Source organism: Bacteroidota bacterium (genome assembly GCA_040388375.1).
GTDB lineage: Bacteria > Bacteroidota > Bacteroidia > UKL13-3 > UKL13-3 > JAAFJM01.
The window spans coordinates 490,309-508,018 of record JAZKBU010000003.1 but is presented as its reverse complement, the minus strand read 5'-3'; the positions used below and the strand labels follow the sequence as shown (position 1 = coordinate 508,018).

The window sequence follows — 17,710 nt, the reverse complement described above, 5'->3', positions numbered from 1 at the left end:
TTTGTTCTATATGCTATAAAATGTTTCGTTAAACTTTGCTCTGTTATAAATTTTCCTATCAAATCTAACTAAAGTTTTGAATTATACCCAAACGATATACCTATCCTGAAACCATCATTATTGGGTATTGTACTCCACACATTGATAGGTATATTCAATCGTCCGCTTTTTATTGTTTTACCACAAGCCACCACAATTGCTCCAGTTAATTCTACATCACCACGGCTGTCTATTCTTTTCTCCAAACTATAACCTTTTGCACCCATTATATCTAAGTCCTTTTTACTGTAAAACTTTCCGTTATAATCAGCTCCCTCCATTCTTTGCACAATACTAACAGTAGGTCCAAAAGCTATTTCCCAACCATTTTTGTTATTTCTAAAACCATTTAAAAACGTTAAACTAGGAATAAGCAATTGTTGGTCCAAACCTGTAATCATGGGTAAAAACTCAAACAATGCCTGGTAATTTCCTTCATTCAAATATTGTTTTTCAAATTGGTAACCAAACTGAAACATAGCCGGAGCAGCATTGTAACCTCCATCTTTCTCACTCTTTTTTATAATGTCATTTTCTTTACCAAATAAATAGGTATAACCAAAACGGGGGCCTTCTAAATTTATTCTATTCTTATTGGGGTTGTTGATGCTGTTGTCATAATCAAAACGCTTGGTTAGTTTCACCAACAAATCTTCGTTATTGCCTAAATTAAACATTTTTCGTACGGTAATTTTAATCATTGACTGTACTTCATTGGGTAAATTGTTAAACTCTTCAATCGTAGTTTTTTCTATAACCTGTTTCTTTACATTAATCAATCGTAAAGTAACTACTATATTTTGGCTTATTAATTCAACGCTTCCCGTTATCATGTATTCTGTTTGAATTACTTTAGCTACTTCCAGCAAACACATTTTACCATAACAATTACCAATGTTTAAATTATTCTTTTCTATTAAATAGCTTACATCATACCTGTCCGTTACATCAAAAGTGTCCAGCTTTTCTACCTCTGTTCTTAAAACATTACCTAATTGTTGTGCATCCAGAGTCAGTCCTTTGCTATCAACGTTTAATATAGTAACTGTTGGTTTGGTTATTTGCGCTGTTAAACTTGTTATGGCAAAAACGAAGGCTCCAACAAAGGCCATTTTAATAGTGTGTGAAATAGTTTTCATAATGTTTGTGTTTAAAATTTATGGTACAAACAAACCACTTATTCATAGCCTGTTAAAATTGAAAACAAGCGTCTTTTATAACAATTGAAGTGTTTTTTCTTTGAATAGTTCTTTACAATACTATCGGTAACACTGGTTTTACGCTTTTTGCAAATGAATTTTCTATAATTTGCATATTTTGCAAAAAATACCATTTTGAAATATTGCTAAGTAATTAAATAATGAGCTCAGAACAGACAAAAAACATTCAAAATTCTTTCATTGAAAAAATAAAAGCCGCCATTCCTCAAAATGAAAACCTTGTTCAAAGCATTGCCGATGTTTTAAATATTAGTGTTGATAGTGCTTATAGAAGAATTAGAGGTGAAAAATTGTTTAATATAAATGAGGTAGCCTTGTTATGTTCTACGCTTAAAATAAACTTTGATTCAAACATCAATGCCAATTCAAACCAAGCCTACTTTAACTTTAATAATTTAGAACGCGATAAAACAAAATTTAAAAACTGGTTAAATGCCATTTTGGATAACTTGAAACAAATTAGTGCCCGGCCGGAAAACAGTATTATTTACTCGGCAGACGATGTTCCTATCTGGCACCATTTTAACGATGATTTATTAATCAGGTTTAAGCTGTTTTATTGGTTAAAAACTATTTTGTGCGATGCAGACTTTATTGACAAAAAATTTGATACGCAATTAATCCCTGAAGAATTAGTAACAATAGCCAAAGAGGTTTCTCATTACTACAATCAAACTACCTCTACTGAAATATGGACCGAAGACACCTTTAACTCTACGCTTAAACAGGTAGAATACTTTTGGGACAGTGGATTTTTCAATACACAGAAGGATGCATTTGATGTTTGTAGCTCTATTAAAAATGAAATTACCTTACTGCAGAAAATGTGCGAAAAGAGTAGCAAGCTGGAAAATGGGAAAGAGAACTTTACCATGTATTGCAGCGAAGTAATGGTTGGGAATAACAGCATTGTAGCACAAATAGGCTCTACAAAATTATCATACGTAAGTTACAATACTTTTAACATGATGATTACAGCTAATGTCTCGTTTGTAAACGAAGCGGAAGAATGGTTAAAAAACTTAATGAAAAAATCAATATTAATAAGTGGAATCAGTGAAAAACAACGCAATCAGTTTTTCAATAAAATCCATCAAAAAATTGATAAGCTGGAACAGTCTATTAAAGTAGATGCTTAATTAAAATTTCCCAAGTCAGTTTCAAATAGTATTATTGGAGTCCATTTTAAACTCAAAAAAAATATAAAAACTGCGCTTATTTATTGGAATAAAGCAGTCGATAATTTGTTATGCTAGAAAAATTTATACCCGAAAAATTCCATAGAAGCATCTATCTCTTCAAAAAAAGCTTAATAGGATTCTCCCAAAAATCTTATGCTCAGGAAGGAGAAGATATGGTATTGCAAAGAAAGTTTCATAGCCAGAAAAAAGGCTTTTATATTGATATTGGAGCCCATCACCCACACCGGTTTTCCAACACCCATCTTTTTTACAAAAAAGGTTGGAGCGGTATCAATATAGATGCTATGCCCGGCAGCATGGATTTGTTTAACAAATACAGAAAACGTGATACCAATTTAGAAGTAGCTATTTCTGATATATCGCAAACACTTACTTACTATGCATTTGTTGAACCTGCTATTAATGGCTTTGACCCTGTTTTAAGCAAACAAAGAGTAGAAGCCGGGGAACAACTTTTATTTACCAAAGAAATTAAAACGCTTACACTACAGGAAATATTTGAAAAACATTTACCTGCTCAACAAGCAATTGATTTTATGAGTGTAGATGTAGAAGGAATTGACTTACAAATTTTAAAATCAAACAACTGGGCAAAATACCGACCTAAGATTGTTTTGGCTGAATGCCTTAGTAAAAATGTATTGGAGGTAATGCAAGAGGATGTATATAAATATATGATTGAGCAGGGCTATAGCTTTATAGCTAAAACCATTAATACTTGCTTTTTTGAGGATAATAAAATCTAAGATTTATATTATTATAAAAGAGTTTAATACTAACAGAAAATAAAAAAGGAGGAATTTAAAATTCCTCCTTTTTTATTTTATTTCAAAACATAATTGCTTGAATGAACCATATTATTGTCTATATACAACTCAACGGTATAGGTACCGCTTTCTAAATTTCGCTCTTCCCCTTCGTAGGCTAAGCAAATACTTTGTTTTTCGCTTTGGTAATCAATTTTAATATTTGATGTACACTCTAACGTTTCTCCGTTTACAACCACATTACCTTTGTTTACACCTGATAAAGGTTTTCCGTTAGGTGCCAATATTCTTAAATAAACAGTTCTCTCGCCTTTAGGAGCTACTTTGTTATCCATAATAGTCAAACAAGTTTCTATTTTATTGGTTCTTTTAGCCAATGTGCTTTCCACTAATTTACCGCTACTTTTCTTCTTAAACGAGGCTACTTTAATATACTCAACCTTTAAAACACTGGCTGTTTCAACTGTTTTTTCTAACTTGCTTTTTTCTTGGCTTAAGCCGCTAACAGCATTAGTCAATTCCTGGTTTTGTGCTTTTAACTGACCATTTTCAGTCATTAAAACATCTATTTTTTCTAAATACTCATCGCGTAATGCTTGTAATTTAGCCAATTCAACTTTTAATTTTTTACTTAATTGATTAGCATCTTTTTCATTTTTCAATATTGATCTTATTTTTCTTTCTTGATCATATATTTTGCCATTCGCATCAGAAAGTAAACTATCTAAATTACCAGCTATTCCTCTGTACTTATCTAATTCCATAGAGGTTGAAACTAATTCGCGTTCCACTTCAACACGAATATTAATAAGGCTATCAACTTCGGTTCCATGACTAATAATAGTAGTGGTATGGTTTTTATATTGGTATACATTAAAACCAATTGAACCTAATAACAATAATAACAGCAAAATCAATGCTGTCCGATTGTTGTTTTTTTCTTCTTCTTGCTTATTCATAATAATAGGTATTTTTTTATGCAATGTATAACATTTTTCCTATACAAAGTACATAGTTATGTCAATTAACCTTTAAATTTAAAAACCATTATTTTGATAAAATTACTTAACAATGCTATTATTGTAACTTATTTATGCTAAATAATAAAAAAATAGTGGTTGTTATGCCGGCTTATAATGCTGAATTAACACTTGAAAAAACATACAACGAAATTCCGTTTGATATAGTGGACGAAGTTATATTAGTAGATGATACCAGTAAGGATTTAACCAGTCAATTGGCTAAACAAATAGGTATTCAACACGTTATTCGCCACGAGAAAAACAAAGGATACGGAGGCAATCAAAAAACGTGTTATAACAAAGCGCAAGAAATTGGTGCTGATATTGTAATTATGTTGCATCCGGATTATCAGTATACACCCACACTTATTCACAGCATAGCTTCAATAATAGCTTACGATGTTTACCCTGCGGTATTTGCATCGCGTATTTTAGGCAAAGGTGCCTTAAAAGGGGGAATGCCTTTGTACAAATATTTCTTTAACAGATGTCTTACATTGTTTCAAAATATTTTAATGGGCCAAAAACTATCGGAGTACCACACCGGATACAGGGCTTTTAATGCTGAAATATTGAAAAAAGTAAATTACAATACTTGTAGCGATGATTTTGTTTTTGACAACCAAATGTGCGCGCAAATCTTTTATGCAGGATTTGAAATTGGTGAGGTTACCTGCCCTACTAAATATTTTGACGAAGCATCTTCTATTAATTTTAGCAGAAGTGTTAAATACGGTTTAGGTGTTTTAGCCACTTCGCTCCAATACCGTTTTCAAAAATGGGGAATCATAAATCTGGACCTGTTTAAACTAAATACTATTTCTAATTAACTCAATATGTCGAATTTTAATCCATGGCATGATGTAAGTTTTGGAACTGATGCCCCCAATCACGTAACTGCTATTATAGAGATACCTAAAGGCAGTAAAGGCAAATTTGAATTAGATAAGGAAAGTGGTATGTTAAAGCTGGACAGGGTTTTATTCTCAGCTGTTCATTATCCGGCCAATTACGGCTTTATTCCTCAAACCTATTGCGATGATAAAGATCCGCTTGATATTTTAGTCTTTACATCTATTGAATTGCCTCAACTGTGTTTAATTGATGCAAAAGTTATTGGCGTAATGCGTATGGTTGACCAAGGCGAAGCTGACGATAAAATAATTGCGGTAGCGCAAAATGATATGTCTGTCAACTATTTAAATGATATTAGTGAATTACCTCCACACACTATTATTGAAATGCGCAGGTTTTTTGAAGATTATAAAAAATTAGAGCATAAAGAAGTTAAAGTGGAAGAATTTCTTGGCAGAGAAGAGGCCTTAAAAATTATAGATGAAAGTATTGTTTTATATAAAAAGACTTTCGGTAACCAAGTTTAGAAAACTTCAAACTGAACAAGAAAAGTGTATTTATTTTTAAAATTTAGTACACTTTCCGATACACGCTAGAGCAGACCAACAAACAACAAAACAGAAAATACCTGTAAAACAGCATATTATAAATTCAAAAGTCGATTTAGAATATTATGGCACAGTCCTTGCTAAGTATTTATCAATAATACTTTTTTCTAAATTCATATAAAAGCCCCTTGTTTATAGCTAATCAAGGGGCTTTTTCTTTGGTATTATAAAACGTGAAACAATCAAAAATTAAATTGTTCCACAATTATTTTCCTATTTACTAGCTAACTGCAAAACTACTTGCCAGTTATCAACACCTATGTTGACAAGGCGTTAATTAATTGCTTTACACATTGAGTTTATTTGATGCAAATGCTGTTAACCTATTTAGGCCATTCTTGCTTTACTTTAGAACTAGAAAATAAAATAATTTTATTTGACCCCTTTATAAGTAACAATGAGCTAGCTAAACATATAAATATTGAGACTATAAAATGTGACTACATTTTACAATCTCATGGACACGAAGACCATTTATATGATTTAATAGAAATTGCAAAAAACAACGATGCGCTTATTTTGAGTAGCTGGGAAATAACTACTTGGTTGCTTAAACAAAACTATATCAATACCCATCCCCTGAATATTGGAGGAACCAAAAAGTTTGAATGGGGTTCCATAAAAATGGTTTATGCTGCACACAGCAGTAGTTTACCCGATGGCACCTATGGTGGAATTTCGGCAGGATGGATTATTGAAGCAGAAAACAAAAGAATATACTACAGTGGCGACACTGCACTTACTTTTGATATGAAGCTGATTGGTGATTATTGGAAACCTGATATTGCTCTTTTATGTATTGGTGATAATTTTACGATGAATTATGAAGATGCAGCTATTGCTGCTGATTTTATTCAATGTGATAATATTATCGGTATGCACTACGACACATTCGGTTTCATTAAAGTTAACCACCAGAAAGCAATTGATTATTTTAAACAGAAACAAAAAAACTTAATGCTGATGAACATCGGTGAAAGCATTACTATATAAATATTGGACATAAAAAACATGGCAAAAATAATATCTATAGCAAATCAAAAAGGAGGCGTTGGTAAAACAACTACTGCTATCAATTTATCGGCAAGCTTAGCTGCTTTAGAGTACAAAACATTACTGGTTGATGCTGACCCTCAGGCAAACTCAGCCTCGGGTACTGGTTTTGACCCGCGCGAAGTAAAAACCGGTTTATATGAAGTAATGGTAAATGAAACTGAATGCAGCAAAGCAATTGTAAAAACTGAGCTTCAGTTTATGGATTTATTGCCTTCTAATATTGATTTAGTGGGTGCTGAAATAGAATTGGTTAACTTACCCAACAGAGAAAGATTATTGAAATTTGCCTTGGATAGCATTAGAAAAGATTATGATTTTATCATTATTGACTGCTCTCCAAGTTTAGGTTTAATAACTACCAATGCTTTAGTAGCCAGTGATAGTGTAATTGTGCCTGTTCAATGTGAATATTTTGCATTAGAAGGATTGGGTAAATTATTAAACACTATCAAAATAGTTCAGCAAAGCCTTAATACTAACTTACAAATTGAAGGTATTTTATTGACCATGTACGATATGCGTTTACGCTTAAGCAATCAAGTTGTTGAAGAGGTAAAAATGCATTTTCAACAATTGGTGTTTGATACCATTATTCAACGTAATACTAAACTAAGTGAAGCACCTAGCTTTGGCAAACCTGTTATTTTACACGATGCGGAAAGCAGAGGAGCTGTAAATTATATGAACTTAGCAAAAGAGTTATTGGCAAAAAATGGAATGATTGACGGCAATAATGCTTTAGGTTTTGATGGACAATCGTTAAATTAAAAAAGAAATAAGAGAAAAAGAGTATGAGTAATCAACGAAGAAATGCATTAGGCAGAGGATTAAGTGCTTTATTAGAAAATGCAGCAACCGACATAACCAGTACGGAATCAAAACCCGTTAATTCAATAAGTGAAGTTCCTATAGCCCAGGTAGAAGCAAACCCTTTTCAACCAAGAACAGATTTTAAAGAGGAAGAATTAAACGAACTTGCTGAAAGTATAAAAATACATGGCGTAATACAACCTATTACTGTTCGTAAAATTGGTTTTGACAGGTACCAGCTAATAAGTGGTGAAAGGAGAACACGTGCTTCGAGAATAGCCGGTTTAGAAAAAATTCCTGCTTACATAAGAGTGGCAGATGATCAGGGAATGCTGGAAATGGCATTAATTGAAAATATTCAACGTGAAAATTTAAATGCTATGGAAGTAGCTTTAAGTTACAAACGTTTAATGGATGAGTGCAAATTAAACCAGGAAGAATTAGGTGACAGAGTAGGTAAAAACCGTAGTACGGTAAATAACTACATGCGTTTACTTAAACTACCTGATAATATACAGGCGGCTTTACGTGACGAAAAAATATCGATGGGTCATGCACGTGCCATTATTAATATTGACAATGCTGATGAACAACAATACTTATTCAATGAAATGATTTTAAAAGATCTTTCTGTACGTCAGGTTGAAGCACTGGTAAGGGAAGCCGCTGAAAGGTTGAAACAAGATGGAAAAGACATTGAAGAAAAACCTACTGCAAAAGTTAAAAAAGCCAATGCTTTAAGTGGCGTTGTAGCTAATTACCAAAAACAGCTAAGTACTAAATTTGGTAACAAAATAAAAATAGTAAACGATGAAAAAGGTAAAGGTAATATTACCATTCCTTTTAAGTCGGAAGCAGAATTGAGCAAAATATTTGAAATGCTTTCTTAAATAAAACGTCATTTAAAAAACTCGCCTGAATAAAATTCAGGCGAGTTTTTTATTTATAGCTGTTTCTATACAGCAAGTATTGTCAACTAAATATTGAAAATTAAATTGATTTGTAATTGACAAATCCTCTAATCTTGCACTTCGCTAAATTATTATGACAACTGTAAACATAAAACGAAGTTTTAAATCCCGGGTAAAAAAACTAATTAACTACTTTTTAAAAGGATTGTTGGTGTGTTTACCACTGGTATTAACTTATTATGTAGTATCAAATATTGTTATTTCTGTTGATACCATTATACCTTTTGAAATACCCGGTTTAGGGTTTGTTATTGTTATAGTTGGTGTTACTTTTTTAGGTTGGGTTGGCTCAAGTATTATTTCAAAACCATTGTTTAGCTTAATCGATGATTTTTTATCGAGCTTACCATTTATTAAGGTAATTTATACTTCGGTAAAGGATTTAATGGAAGCTTTTGTTGGTGAAAAGAAAAAATTCTCAAAACCTGTTGTTGTTGAATTATCGCCTGGAATTTACAAACCCGGATTTATTACCCAAGACGATTTAACGGAGATAAATGAACCAACTTTAATTGGTGTTTACTTTCCCCACTCCTATGCTTTTAGTGGTAATTTATTTTTTGTAGAAAAATCAAAAATTAAGTTGTACGAGGGCAATCCAACTGATTTTATGAAATTTATAGTGAGTGGTGGTGTAACTGAAATTGAACAATAAACTAATGAAAAGGCTGGTTGATTTCTTTAAGCTTATTCGGTATAAGAATATACTTATTATATCAATAACACAGGTATTTGCTTACTATTTCTTATCGCCCAATATTGGCGCTGACGATATACTTTCTCAACGGTTTTTACTTTTGGTAAGCGCTACTTTCTTATCGGCAGCGGCTGGTTATATTATTAATGATTATATGGATGTAAAACTCGATATGATTAACAAACCAAACGATGTTATAATAGGCAAAACAATCAGCAGGCGTTGGGCTATTTTACTCCACTCTTTATTCAATATACTTGCCTTTGTATTTGCCTGGATTATATCTTACAGAGTTGCTGGTTTGGTATTTACCTGTTCGCTGTTATTATGGATGTACTCGCAGTATTTTAAAAAAAGCTATCTATTGGGTAATTTATTGGTAGCCACCATGACAGCTTCAACCATTTTTATATTGATTCCCTTTGATGAAAATACCAATAAAATAGCTTGTATTGCCTATAGCTTATTTGCCTTTTTTAGCAATTTAATCAGAGAAATAATAAAGGATACTGAAGACATAAGAGGCGACTCAAAATTTAATGCTAAAACGCTGCCTATACAACTAGGTGTTCGCAAGACGAAAAACATACTACTTACACTACAAATTACTTTTATGTTGAGCTCATTAGGGTTTATATTTTTATTCCCCCATTTTAGCCAAACGGGCCCGGTAAACTTTGTTCTCTTCTTTATTTACTTTGCTTTCTTTATTGAGTTGCCATCCATATACAGCCTTTATTTAATGTGGAAATCGGATGTAAAAAAGGACTTTACCAAATTGAGTTTTATTTCAAAACTAATTATGGTATTGGGCATTATCAGTATGGTTTTTTGGAAAATTTAGTCAGCTTATTTTTCTAAATAATCTAAATCTTTATGAAAGCTTTCTTCTACATACAAGGTTGAAACCAATGCCAATAACAAACAAATAACACCTACCAATAAGGCCGCATAAGTAATGTTAAAGCCAAAGCTATTTTGCAATGCTGCAAATCCTAATGTAATAGGCACAACTGCACCTCTAACAAAATTGGGCACTGTATTGGTTACTGTTGAACGTATATTGGTGCCAAACTGCTCGCAGGCTACTGTTACAAAAAGAGCCCAATAACCTGTTGCAGCACCCAATAAAAAACACATGGTTTTAAAATACGTTACTGATACCTGATTATTGAACAAATAAATAAAATAGAGTATAAAACTAAAACCTAAATAGGCATAGATAACTTTTTTGCGGCTCTTTAATAACTGGCTGAATAAGCCACTGAATAAATCGCCAACGGATAAGCCTATATAAGCAAACATAACACTATCAGCTACTTTAATTTCAATACCTAAAGTACGGGCAAACAAATGCGATTTATTAACCAATACACCTATGCTAAACCAAATAGGTAAACCAATGGCAATACATGCTAAATATTTAAGCAGGTTATTTTTATTGGCTAATAAACTTAACAAATTACCTTTTTTGATATGATGGTTATTGGCTACTTCTTTATACATACCACTTTCGTAAGTACCTGCACGCAACAATAGGAGCATTAAACCTAATACACCACCTACCAAATAAGTTACCTGCCAGTTTTTTAAAGTAACTGAAAAATTACTGGATAGAAAATCTACTATATAATGTCCGTTTTTAGCCACTGCTGCTGCTGCAATAGCACCCAAAGCACCAACGGTTACAATAATCATGGTGCCAATTCCTCTTTTCGATTTTTCCATGTTCTCGCTTACCAATGTAATACCCGCACCTAACTCACCTGCTAAACCTATACCTGCTAAAAAACGCATCAAAGCATACGAGGGAACATCTGTTACAAAAGCATTGGCTATATTGGCTAATGAATACAAAATAATAGAACCAAACAGAACGGATATACGTCCTTTTTTATCGCCTAAAATGCCCCAAATTAAACCTCCTAACAACATACCTGTCATTTGACAATTGAATAAAAAAGTATCTGTTTTATCCATTTGATTGGCCGGAATAAAATCCAATAAACTTTCTTGTTTTACTACATTGAAAACAATCAAATCATAAATATCTACGAAGTAACCGAGGGCTGCTACTATAATTAAAAAAGTAAGTTTTTTATTCATTTTATATCAAAGTTTCTATAGGCTTATTCAATTAGCAATATATCCATTTATTGTTTTAATAATAGTGGCTTCATCTAAATCTATCATACATTTAAAATGTTTTTTAGGACACTGATGATAACCAATTTTACTACATGGACGGCAGTTTAAATTGTTGTTTTCAATGATGGTTTGTTTCACATTGCTATTGCCATAATAAGGATACATACCCAGCAATGGTGTGGTGTTTCCCCACAATGAAATAATTGGTTTTTGGTAAGCAGCACCAATATGCATTAAACCGGTATCATTGGTAATTAAAAAATTGCTTTCTTTCACCATATAAGCTGATTGATGTAAACTCAACTTTCCGCACAAACTTTTTACATGACTACCAGTTGCAGCAATTATACTTTCGGCATTACTTATATCTTCTTTTCCTCCTAGCAGGTAAATGGGTTTATTTATCTGATTGCAAATATTTATTATTTTACTAACTGGAAACTGTTTGGTAAAATGCTGTGCACCGATGGCCCATGCTATATAATTTTCTTTCACATCAACGGGGTAATCCCATTCAAAATTGGACGGTAAAAAATAATCTAGGCCTTTGTTATCGTTTACTACACCAAGCTGTGAAGCTGGCTCAAAATACCTGTCAACTATATGTATGTCGGGCATTTTATTTACTTTTAAATTAACCAATAACCATTTTTCAAAATTTAATTTGGGGAATGACCAGGCTTCTACATCAATTGTTTTTTTGAAAATAAGGGTGCGGATATTATTGTGTAAATCTATTACGTAATCAAAATTTTGTGCACGTAATTCTTTGGCTTTGGCATAAACACTTTTATCTAATATATGCAGCTTATCAATGTATGGATTGGTTTCGAGTATGGGTTTAAAATTAGGCTTGGTTAAAAAGTGTACTTCCGCATTTAGCTGCTGCTTTATACACCTGATAACGGGTGTTGTCAAAACAATGTCTCCAATGGAACTAAACCTTACTATTAATATTTTCATCTTACACACTTAATCTTTATACAGTAAATATTTTTTACGCATGGTTTTGTATTTTACCAAACCGGGTTGCCAACTTTGTTTTATTTGCTCCTCGCTTAAACCTGCTATTATTTGCTTTCTTAGCTTATCAGTTCCTGCTAATTTTTCGAAAAAACTAGTAAAAAACTGACTGCTATCGTTGCGTGCATTATAAAAATCAAGTAACCATGACAGGTTTAATTGCTTAATATTTTTAGCTTCATTAGTTAATAAAAAACCTTTGCATAACTTGTCTTTCTGTGGAGGATTGTCAGCCACGCCTTTAATTGCTACTGGTGTAAACTCATAATTTCCAATTTTACTATTGGGTATACCAATACACTCAAAAGGCTTTTCGGTTCCTCGTCCTAAACTCACATCTGTTCCTTCAAAAAAGCACAAGCTGGCATATAATCTTATGGCTTCGTAGGTACGTAGATTAGGTGAAGGAAAAATGGGTGGTGTATATGGTGTGTGATGGGTATAATTCAACATAGTAATTACTTTCAGTTTGCACTTTACTTTTTTATGTAACCACCCTTGTCCATTTATCATTTGGGCATACTCTCCCATTGTCATTCCATGTAATATAGGTATGGTATGCATACCTATAAACGATTTATAAGCTGTATCTAAAATAGGACCATCTATTATATCTCCATTAGGGTTTGGTTTATCTAATACTATTAACGTTTTATTGTTTTCTGCACAAGCCTCCATTACATAATGCAATGTACTTATGTAGGTATAGAACCTGGCTCCAACATCCTGTAAATCTAAAATGAGTATATCTACATTTTTTAGCTGGGCAGCACTTGGCTTTTTATTATTTCCGTACAATGAAACAACAGGTAATCCTGTTTTTTCATCAATGGTACTTTTAACTTTTTCGCCAGCAGAATAATTGCCACGTAAACCATGTTCAGGAGAAAACAAGGTACTTACATTTACACGTAAGCTTATTAAAGTATCTACCAAATGGGTTTGGTTTAAAACACTGCTTTGGTTTACTACTAATCCAACTTTTTTGTTTTTAAGCAATGGTAAATACGTACTTAATCTTGCAGCACCCAAAACTATTTGGGCCTGCGATTGATAATTAAGCAGCAAAAGCATTAAAAAACAAATGCGACTCTTATATTTGGACAATTTATTTCTCATTTGGATTGCAATTAAGTTTTTTTATATCAAAACGTTTAAGCCAAAGTAAACAAACTTCGTTTTCAAAGCTTATTGTAAAAATAGCCACTTTAGCGGTGGCTTTAAGTATTGCTGTAATGCTTTTAGCTGTAGCTATTTCCAGAGGCTATCAACAACAGGTTAAAGCAAAACTGGCTGGCTTTCAATCGCATATTGTTATTAATAACTTAGATCAAAACCAATCATACGAAAGTTTCCCCATAGAACAAAACAAAACAGTTGAACAGTTTTTATCAACTCAGAATGGCTTTAAACATTTTCAAAAATATGGTATAAAAACCGGAATTATAAAAACGGAGAACGATTTTCAAGGTGTTGTACTAAAAGGTATTGATAGCACATTTGACTGGAGTTTTATAAAAAAGAGCCTGATTGCGGGTTCTCTTCTTAATATAAACAGCCATAAAACATCGAACGAAATAATTATTTCTTCATCGCTGGCCCAAAAACTGGGCTTTAAAATAGGCGATGCAATTATGATATATTTTATTCAGGAACCTCCACGGGTACGTAAGTTTAATGTAACAGGCATTTTTGATACGAACCTGGGTGAACTGGATGACCTTTATGCTATTGTTGACTTAAAACAAATACAAAAATTAAACAATTGGCCAAGTAATGTTATTACCGGCTACGAAGTTTTTATCAATAATTTTGATTCGCTTGATACGCAAATGGACTTACTCTCAGGTGTAACACCTTATACTATGGGTATTACACCAATTACTTCTATTTATCCTGAACTATTTAACTGGTTAAAAATGCTTGATGTAAATGTATTGATAGTATTGGTGTTAATGGCTGCAGTAGCTATTATCAATATGACCACAGCACTATTGATATTAATTGTGGAACGCAGCAATATGATTGGCATGCTAAAAGCCTTGGGAAGCAGCAATAAAAATATTATTAAAATATTTATCAATTTGGCTTCTTTCATTGTGTTCAGAGGGCTTTTATTAGGCAATTTATTGGCCGGGCTATTGGGCTATTTGCAATATAACTTTCAATTTATTAAGCTTTCTGAAAAGGATTATTATATAGGTGCAGTACCTATTTCATTTGCTGTAACTGATTTTATTATCATTAACATTGCGTGCTTTTGCATATGTATCATACTTTTACTATTACCTGCTAATCTAGTTAGTAAGATACATCCAGTAAAGTCAATCAAGTTCGATTAATCCTCCATTAATAAAAATATTAGCTGTTATAATTGCATTTTCTCCCGTTGTCGTTTAAACTACTGTTGCCTGATTATAAATCAAACACGCTGCAACTCATCAACTCTATCATTTTTAATGATAATTATGGTATATATTGCCATTGGAAAATTAAATAATATTCAAAAAAACCATACGTTTATTTTATACGTAAATTGATATAATCAATTTATAGCCCGATACCATGGATAATCCATTAGTAAGCATAATTACTCCGAGTTTCAACCAAGCTAAGTTTTTAGAGGAAACAATATGTTCTGTATTGAACCAAACTTACAAAAACATTGAATATTTTGTAATGGACGGTGGGTCAACGGACGGAAGTCTTGACATTATAAAAAAATACGATTCTCAAATAACTTACTGGCAGTCGAAAGCGGATAAAGGCCAAGCTGATGCCATTAACCAGGCATTTGATAGGTGTAAAGGTAAAATTATTGCCTTCTTAAATTCTGATGATCTTTTATTGCCAACAGCCGTTGAGTCGGCTGTAAGATGTTTTGAAGTGAACCCGAATATTGGTTTTGTATATGGCAAATGTGCTACTATAGATGAAACAGGTACAGAACTACGAGAACCTGAGGGAGAGCGTATTTCAGTAGAATGGGCTCTTGATAAAGGTATGCTACCAAAAGTATTTCAGCCTGCTTGTTTTTTTAATAGAAGCAGAATTGAACGTTCGTACTTTTTGGATAGTTCGTTGCAATATACTTTCGACTATGATTTGATATTATATCTGTTAAAGGAAACGCATAGTTTTTTCATCAATAAACAATTTGCATCTTACCGTATACACAAAGAGGCTAAAAGTCAAAATATTAAAGATGCTTTTCAGGAAAAACTGCAGGTACAACTACGGTATATGAACAAAACCTCACCTAAATGGATTATAAGGAAAATAAAAAGTTTGTTTATGCAAAACAAAAAAGCCCTTTAATAAGGGCTTTTTTGTTGGAGGTATCGAGCAGATTCGAACTGCTGTAGGAGCTTTTGCAGAGCTCTGCCTAGCCACTCGGCCACGATACCTTATGCTTTAAAGGAGTGCAAATATATAAATATTATTTACATAGGTATAAAAAAATCAATTGTGACTGTATTTTTTTAGTTAAGTACTAAAAATCAATCGTTATAATCAATTCTAACCGATTTTATTTCCGTTGAGGAGAAGGTAATTCTAATCTATCAAAAATGGTATGTGTTTTACTATTGGGTTTAAAAGTGTTTCTATTTCTTTTAGCAATTGCTATCGGCTCCCAATTTTCGGTATAAACTACATTTTTCCTAATAACAATAGGAATCATTATAAGTGAACTACCCCCTATTAGTATATTACAGGTAATCAGTGATCCTATGCTTTGATTATTATACAATATATCATAGTTTAAAAAACCTAATAAAACCATACTTCCGGTAAATGCAATCATGTTGGCGTAATAGGAATTTGATTTTGTATAAATCCATTCTAATTGGTTAATTGGAATATGGAGAGAGTCTTCAAAATATAAGGTATCTAAACTTGCAATTATTAAAGTAGCGATAAGGCTTCCTGACATTTTATGTTTAACCTGTATAGAATCACTTAATTCTTTTAAGTAGTTGTCTTTTATTTTAAATTCAGTCCTGTCATTAAAACACAACTTAATCATCTTATTGTTGTTTTTATTCCGAAAATAAATACCCCTTCTATCCTGTCCGAAAGTATTGATTGTAAATAGTATAAAAAGGAAAAGAATAACGTTTTTCATTTGTTTCTCCCCTTTATTTCAAAACCGGTATTGTGATATTTTTTGGTATATGGAATCCCTATTAAAAAGCCAACTCCGCCCAGCAAAAGAGGGATAGTTATTATATTTGTATCGTACTTATACTTAGGCGTAATTATTCCTATAAGCAACAATGAGGAAAGAAATGTAATATGGAATACCCGAAAGCCTCGCTTCAAAGATTGCCCGGATAGCTTTATTGAATTAACCACATTAAAGGGTACAGCTAATTGCTGTTTGGCATTCCTGGGATTGGTAATGTAAAAAGTATCATTGCTTACTGAATCTAAAATTACGTTGCTAAAAAAATTAGGATTCTCATCTATTAAATTAATTTCAGCCTGATGTGGTAGTTTATAGACTTCCTGCGAACCCTTTTTTTTATTGGTAAAAACCACTTCCTTTACTTGGGCATAACAATTCGTGCACCATACAAATTGCAACAGGAATAATATAATAGTTAAATTACTTTTCATTTATAATTTTACTGAAAAACCAATATATAAATTAACATAAACAAACCGTCCTACTCCCTGTCCTGGTGAGTATGTGGAACCATTCTCGATACCATTAACAACAGTAGTAAATGGTATTGGGTTCTGAAACTTAAAGCCAGCGGTATAACCAAAAGTTAATTCAAACAAAGATGTCCTGTAAAATGAATGATTAGCCTCGAGTTCTATTGATTGATAAGTATTGGTTTCGTTATAGGTTTGTTGTAGCGTTCCAAATAATTGATCCTGTGAGGTAATAACCATTTTATCTTTACTTTGAGCAATACAGTAATTTAGTATACAAGCAGACCTAAGAATAGCTCCCTTTTTAGCATAAAGAACAATGCCCGGTTTTATAAAATAGGCAGTAAAAGATTGGTCAATACTAAAGTTTGGGTCAGAAGGCGGATACACATATATTCCAGCATTTCCTACCGCATTTTTGTAACCTTTACCATACCCTAATTTTAATGCATATGACGGTAATTTTTTACCTGAAAGGTGTAAATAAGAAAGTTCAAATGGCATTAAATCTATAAGCCTGGCTTGGAGTCCAATTACATTTAATTTTTCCCTTCTACTACTGTACTGAGCATAAGTGGTTATACTTAAACCATGAATGAATATATAAGTAATTAGCAAATAAATTTTCAT

The 17,710-nt window shown here is 32.4% G+C and carries 19 protein-coding genes and 1 tRNA gene; 11 read left to right on the top strand and 9 right to left on the bottom strand.

The genetic code is table 11. From position 1 onward, the window contains the following. Positions 1–68 precede the first annotated feature (68 nt). Positions 69–1,178: a hypothetical protein gene (locus tag V4538_05140; protein MES2380404.1), complete on the bottom strand. Its 1,110-nt coding sequence runs from the start codon at positions 1,176–1,178 to the stop codon at positions 69–71. Between the two features lie 221 nt (positions 1,179–1,399). Between V4538_05140 and V4538_05135 the strand changes: the two genes are divergently transcribed. Both V4538_05135 and V4538_05130 read left to right on the top strand, forming a co-directional pair. Further along, positions 1,400–2,398, top strand: a complete 999-nt coding sequence (locus tag V4538_05135) for a hypothetical protein (protein ID MES2380403.1) — start codon at positions 1,400–1,402, stop codon at positions 2,396–2,398. Between the two features lie 110 nt (positions 2,399–2,508). Continuing rightward, positions 2,509–3,207: an FkbM family methyltransferase gene (locus V4538_05130; GenBank protein MES2380402.1), complete on the top strand. Its 699-nt coding sequence runs from the start codon at positions 2,509–2,511 to the stop codon at positions 3,205–3,207. A gap of 77 nt (positions 3,208–3,284) precedes the next feature. Here the strand turns inward: V4538_05130 and V4538_05125 are convergent, their stop codons facing one another. Then, positions 3,285–4,187, bottom strand: a complete 903-nt coding sequence (locus V4538_05125; GenBank protein ID MES2380401.1) for a hypothetical protein — start codon at positions 4,185–4,187, stop codon at positions 3,285–3,287. A gap of 134 nt (positions 4,188–4,321) precedes the next feature. Between V4538_05125 and V4538_05120 the strand changes: the two genes are divergently transcribed. From V4538_05120 to V4538_05090, 7 genes are all read left to right on the top strand, one after another. Continuing rightward, positions 4,322–5,080, top strand: a complete 759-nt coding sequence (locus tag V4538_05120; protein MES2380400.1) for a glycosyltransferase family 2 protein — start codon at positions 4,322–4,324, stop codon at positions 5,078–5,080. 6 nt (positions 5,081–5,086) lie between these two features. Beyond that, complete coding sequence (locus tag V4538_05115) at positions 5,087–5,632, top strand: inorganic diphosphatase (protein ID MES2380399.1); 546 nt, start codon at positions 5,087–5,089, stop codon at positions 5,630–5,632. 393 nt (positions 5,633–6,025) lie between these two features. Continuing rightward, positions 6,026–6,706 carry a metal-dependent hydrolase gene (locus tag V4538_05110; protein ID MES2380398.1) on the top strand — a complete coding sequence of 227 codons (681 nt, stop codon included), beginning with the start codon at positions 6,026–6,028 and terminating at the stop codon, positions 6,704–6,706. 18 nt (positions 6,707–6,724) lie between these two features. Beyond that, positions 6,725–7,537 (top strand): AAA family ATPase, encoded by an 813-nt coding sequence (locus V4538_05105; GenBank protein ID MES2380397.1) that lies wholly within the window; start codon positions 6,725–6,727, stop codon positions 7,535–7,537. Positions 7,538–7,560: 23 nt separating this feature from the next. Then, positions 7,561–8,469 (top strand): ParB/RepB/Spo0J family partition protein, encoded by a 909-nt coding sequence (locus tag V4538_05100; protein MES2380396.1) that lies wholly within the window; start codon positions 7,561–7,563, stop codon positions 8,467–8,469. A 154-nt stretch (positions 8,470–8,623) separates the two neighbouring features. Next, entirely contained in the window at positions 8,624–9,205 is a 582-nt protein-coding gene (locus V4538_05095) for a DUF502 domain-containing protein (protein ID MES2380395.1), read from the top strand. Positions 9,206–9,209: 4 nt separating this feature from the next. Then, positions 9,210–10,091 (top strand): geranylgeranylglycerol-phosphate geranylgeranyltransferase, encoded by an 882-nt coding sequence (locus tag V4538_05090; GenBank protein MES2380394.1) that lies wholly within the window; start codon positions 9,210–9,212, stop codon positions 10,089–10,091. Positions 10,092–10,096: 5 nt separating this feature from the next. On the opposite strand, the gene V4538_05085 is transcribed toward V4538_05090, so the two are convergent. From V4538_05085 to V4538_05075, 3 genes are read right to left on the bottom strand one after another with little or no spacing between them, the layout of a single operon-like run. Continuing rightward, positions 10,097–11,353, bottom strand: coding sequence for an MFS transporter (locus V4538_05085; GenBank protein MES2380393.1), 1,257 nt, complete (start codon positions 11,351–11,353; stop codon positions 10,097–10,099). Between the two features lie 27 nt (positions 11,354–11,380). Further along, positions 11,381–12,358: a glycosyltransferase family 9 protein gene (locus V4538_05080; protein ID MES2380392.1), complete on the bottom strand. Its 978-nt coding sequence runs from the start codon at positions 12,356–12,358 to the stop codon at positions 11,381–11,383. Positions 12,359–12,367: 9 nt separating this feature from the next. Beyond that, on the bottom strand, positions 12,368–13,537 hold the full coding sequence (locus V4538_05075) for a DUF1343 domain-containing protein (GenBank protein ID MES2380391.1): 1,170 nt from the start codon (positions 13,535–13,537) through the stop codon (positions 12,368–12,370). Positions 13,538–13,542: 5 nt separating this feature from the next. Here V4538_05075 and V4538_05070 point away from each other — a divergent pair, with 5 nt between their 5' ends. After that, entirely contained in the window at positions 13,543–14,760 is a 1,218-nt protein-coding gene (locus V4538_05070; GenBank protein ID MES2380390.1) for an FtsX-like permease family protein, read from the top strand. 223 nt (positions 14,761–14,983) lie between these two features. Beyond that, positions 14,984–15,736 (top strand): glycosyltransferase family 2 protein, encoded by a 753-nt coding sequence (locus tag V4538_05065; protein ID MES2380389.1) that lies wholly within the window; start codon positions 14,984–14,986, stop codon positions 15,734–15,736. Positions 15,737–15,751: 15 nt separating this feature from the next. Here the strand turns inward: V4538_05065 and V4538_05060 are convergent. The 4 genes from V4538_05060 to V4538_05045 form a co-directional block, all read right to left on the bottom strand. Next, positions 15,752–15,825 (bottom strand) — tRNA-Cys (locus tag V4538_05060). Positions 15,826–15,947: 122 nt separating this feature from the next. Beyond that, positions 15,948–16,544 carry a hypothetical protein gene (locus V4538_05055; protein MES2380388.1) on the bottom strand — a complete coding sequence of 199 codons (597 nt, stop codon included), beginning with the start codon at positions 16,542–16,544 and terminating at the stop codon, positions 15,948–15,950. Beyond that, positions 16,541–17,038: a hypothetical protein gene (locus V4538_05050; protein ID MES2380387.1), complete on the bottom strand. Its 498-nt coding sequence runs from the start codon at positions 17,036–17,038 to the stop codon at positions 16,541–16,543. Before V4538_05050 ends, V4538_05055 begins: the two co-directional genes overlap by 4 nt. Then, positions 17,039–17,710, bottom strand: coding sequence for a hypothetical protein (locus V4538_05045; GenBank protein ID MES2380386.1), 672 nt, complete (start codon positions 17,708–17,710; stop codon positions 17,039–17,041).

Bases quoted from the DNA above. Each gene is read 5' to 3' on its own strand.
- V4538_05140 (MES2380404.1), bottom strand. From the start codon at position 1,178: ATGAAAACTATTTCACACACTATTAAAATGGCCTTTGTTGGAGCCTTC.
- V4538_05135 (MES2380403.1), top strand. From the start codon at position 1,400: ATGAGCTCAGAACAGACAAAAAACATTCAAAATTCTTTCATTGAAAAA.
- V4538_05130 (MES2380402.1), top strand. From the start codon at position 2,509: ATGCTAGAAAAATTTATACCCGAAAAATTCCATAGAAGCATCTATCTC.
- V4538_05125 (MES2380401.1), bottom strand. From the start codon at position 4,187: ATGAATAAGCAAGAAGAAGAAAAAAACAACAATCGGACAGCATTGATT.
- V4538_05120 (MES2380400.1), top strand. From the start codon at position 4,322: ATGCTAAATAATAAAAAAATAGTGGTTGTTATGCCGGCTTATAATGCT.
- V4538_05115 (MES2380399.1), top strand. From the start codon at position 5,087: ATGTCGAATTTTAATCCATGGCATGATGTAAGTTTTGGAACTGATGCC.
- V4538_05110 (MES2380398.1), top strand. From the start codon at position 6,026: ATGCTGTTAACCTATTTAGGCCATTCTTGCTTTACTTTAGAACTAGAA.
- V4538_05105 (MES2380397.1), top strand. From the start codon at position 6,725: ATGGCAAAAATAATATCTATAGCAAATCAAAAAGGAGGCGTTGGTAAA.
- V4538_05100 (MES2380396.1), top strand. From the start codon at position 7,561: ATGAGTAATCAACGAAGAAATGCATTAGGCAGAGGATTAAGTGCTTTA.
- V4538_05095 (MES2380395.1), top strand. From the start codon at position 8,624: ATGACAACTGTAAACATAAAACGAAGTTTTAAATCCCGGGTAAAAAAA.
- V4538_05090 (MES2380394.1), top strand. From the start codon at position 9,210: ATGAAAAGGCTGGTTGATTTCTTTAAGCTTATTCGGTATAAGAATATA.
- V4538_05085 (MES2380393.1), bottom strand. From the start codon at position 11,353: ATGAATAAAAAACTTACTTTTTTAATTATAGTAGCAGCCCTCGGTTAC.
- V4538_05080 (MES2380392.1), bottom strand. From the start codon at position 12,358: ATGAAAATATTAATAGTAAGGTTTAGTTCCATTGGAGACATTGTTTTG.
- V4538_05075 (MES2380391.1), bottom strand. From the start codon at position 13,537: ATGAGAAATAAATTGTCCAAATATAAGAGTCGCATTTGTTTTTTAATG.
- V4538_05065 (MES2380389.1), top strand. From the start codon at position 14,984: ATGGATAATCCATTAGTAAGCATAATTACTCCGAGTTTCAACCAAGCT.
- V4538_05055 (MES2380388.1), bottom strand. From the start codon at position 16,544: ATGAAAAACGTTATTCTTTTCCTTTTTATACTATTTACAATCAATACT.
- V4538_05050 (MES2380387.1), bottom strand. From the start codon at position 17,038: ATGAAAAGTAATTTAACTATTATATTATTCCTGTTGCAATTTGTATGG.
- V4538_05045 (MES2380386.1), bottom strand. From the start codon at position 17,710: ATGAAAATTTATTTGCTAATTACTTATATATTCATTCATGGTTTAAGT.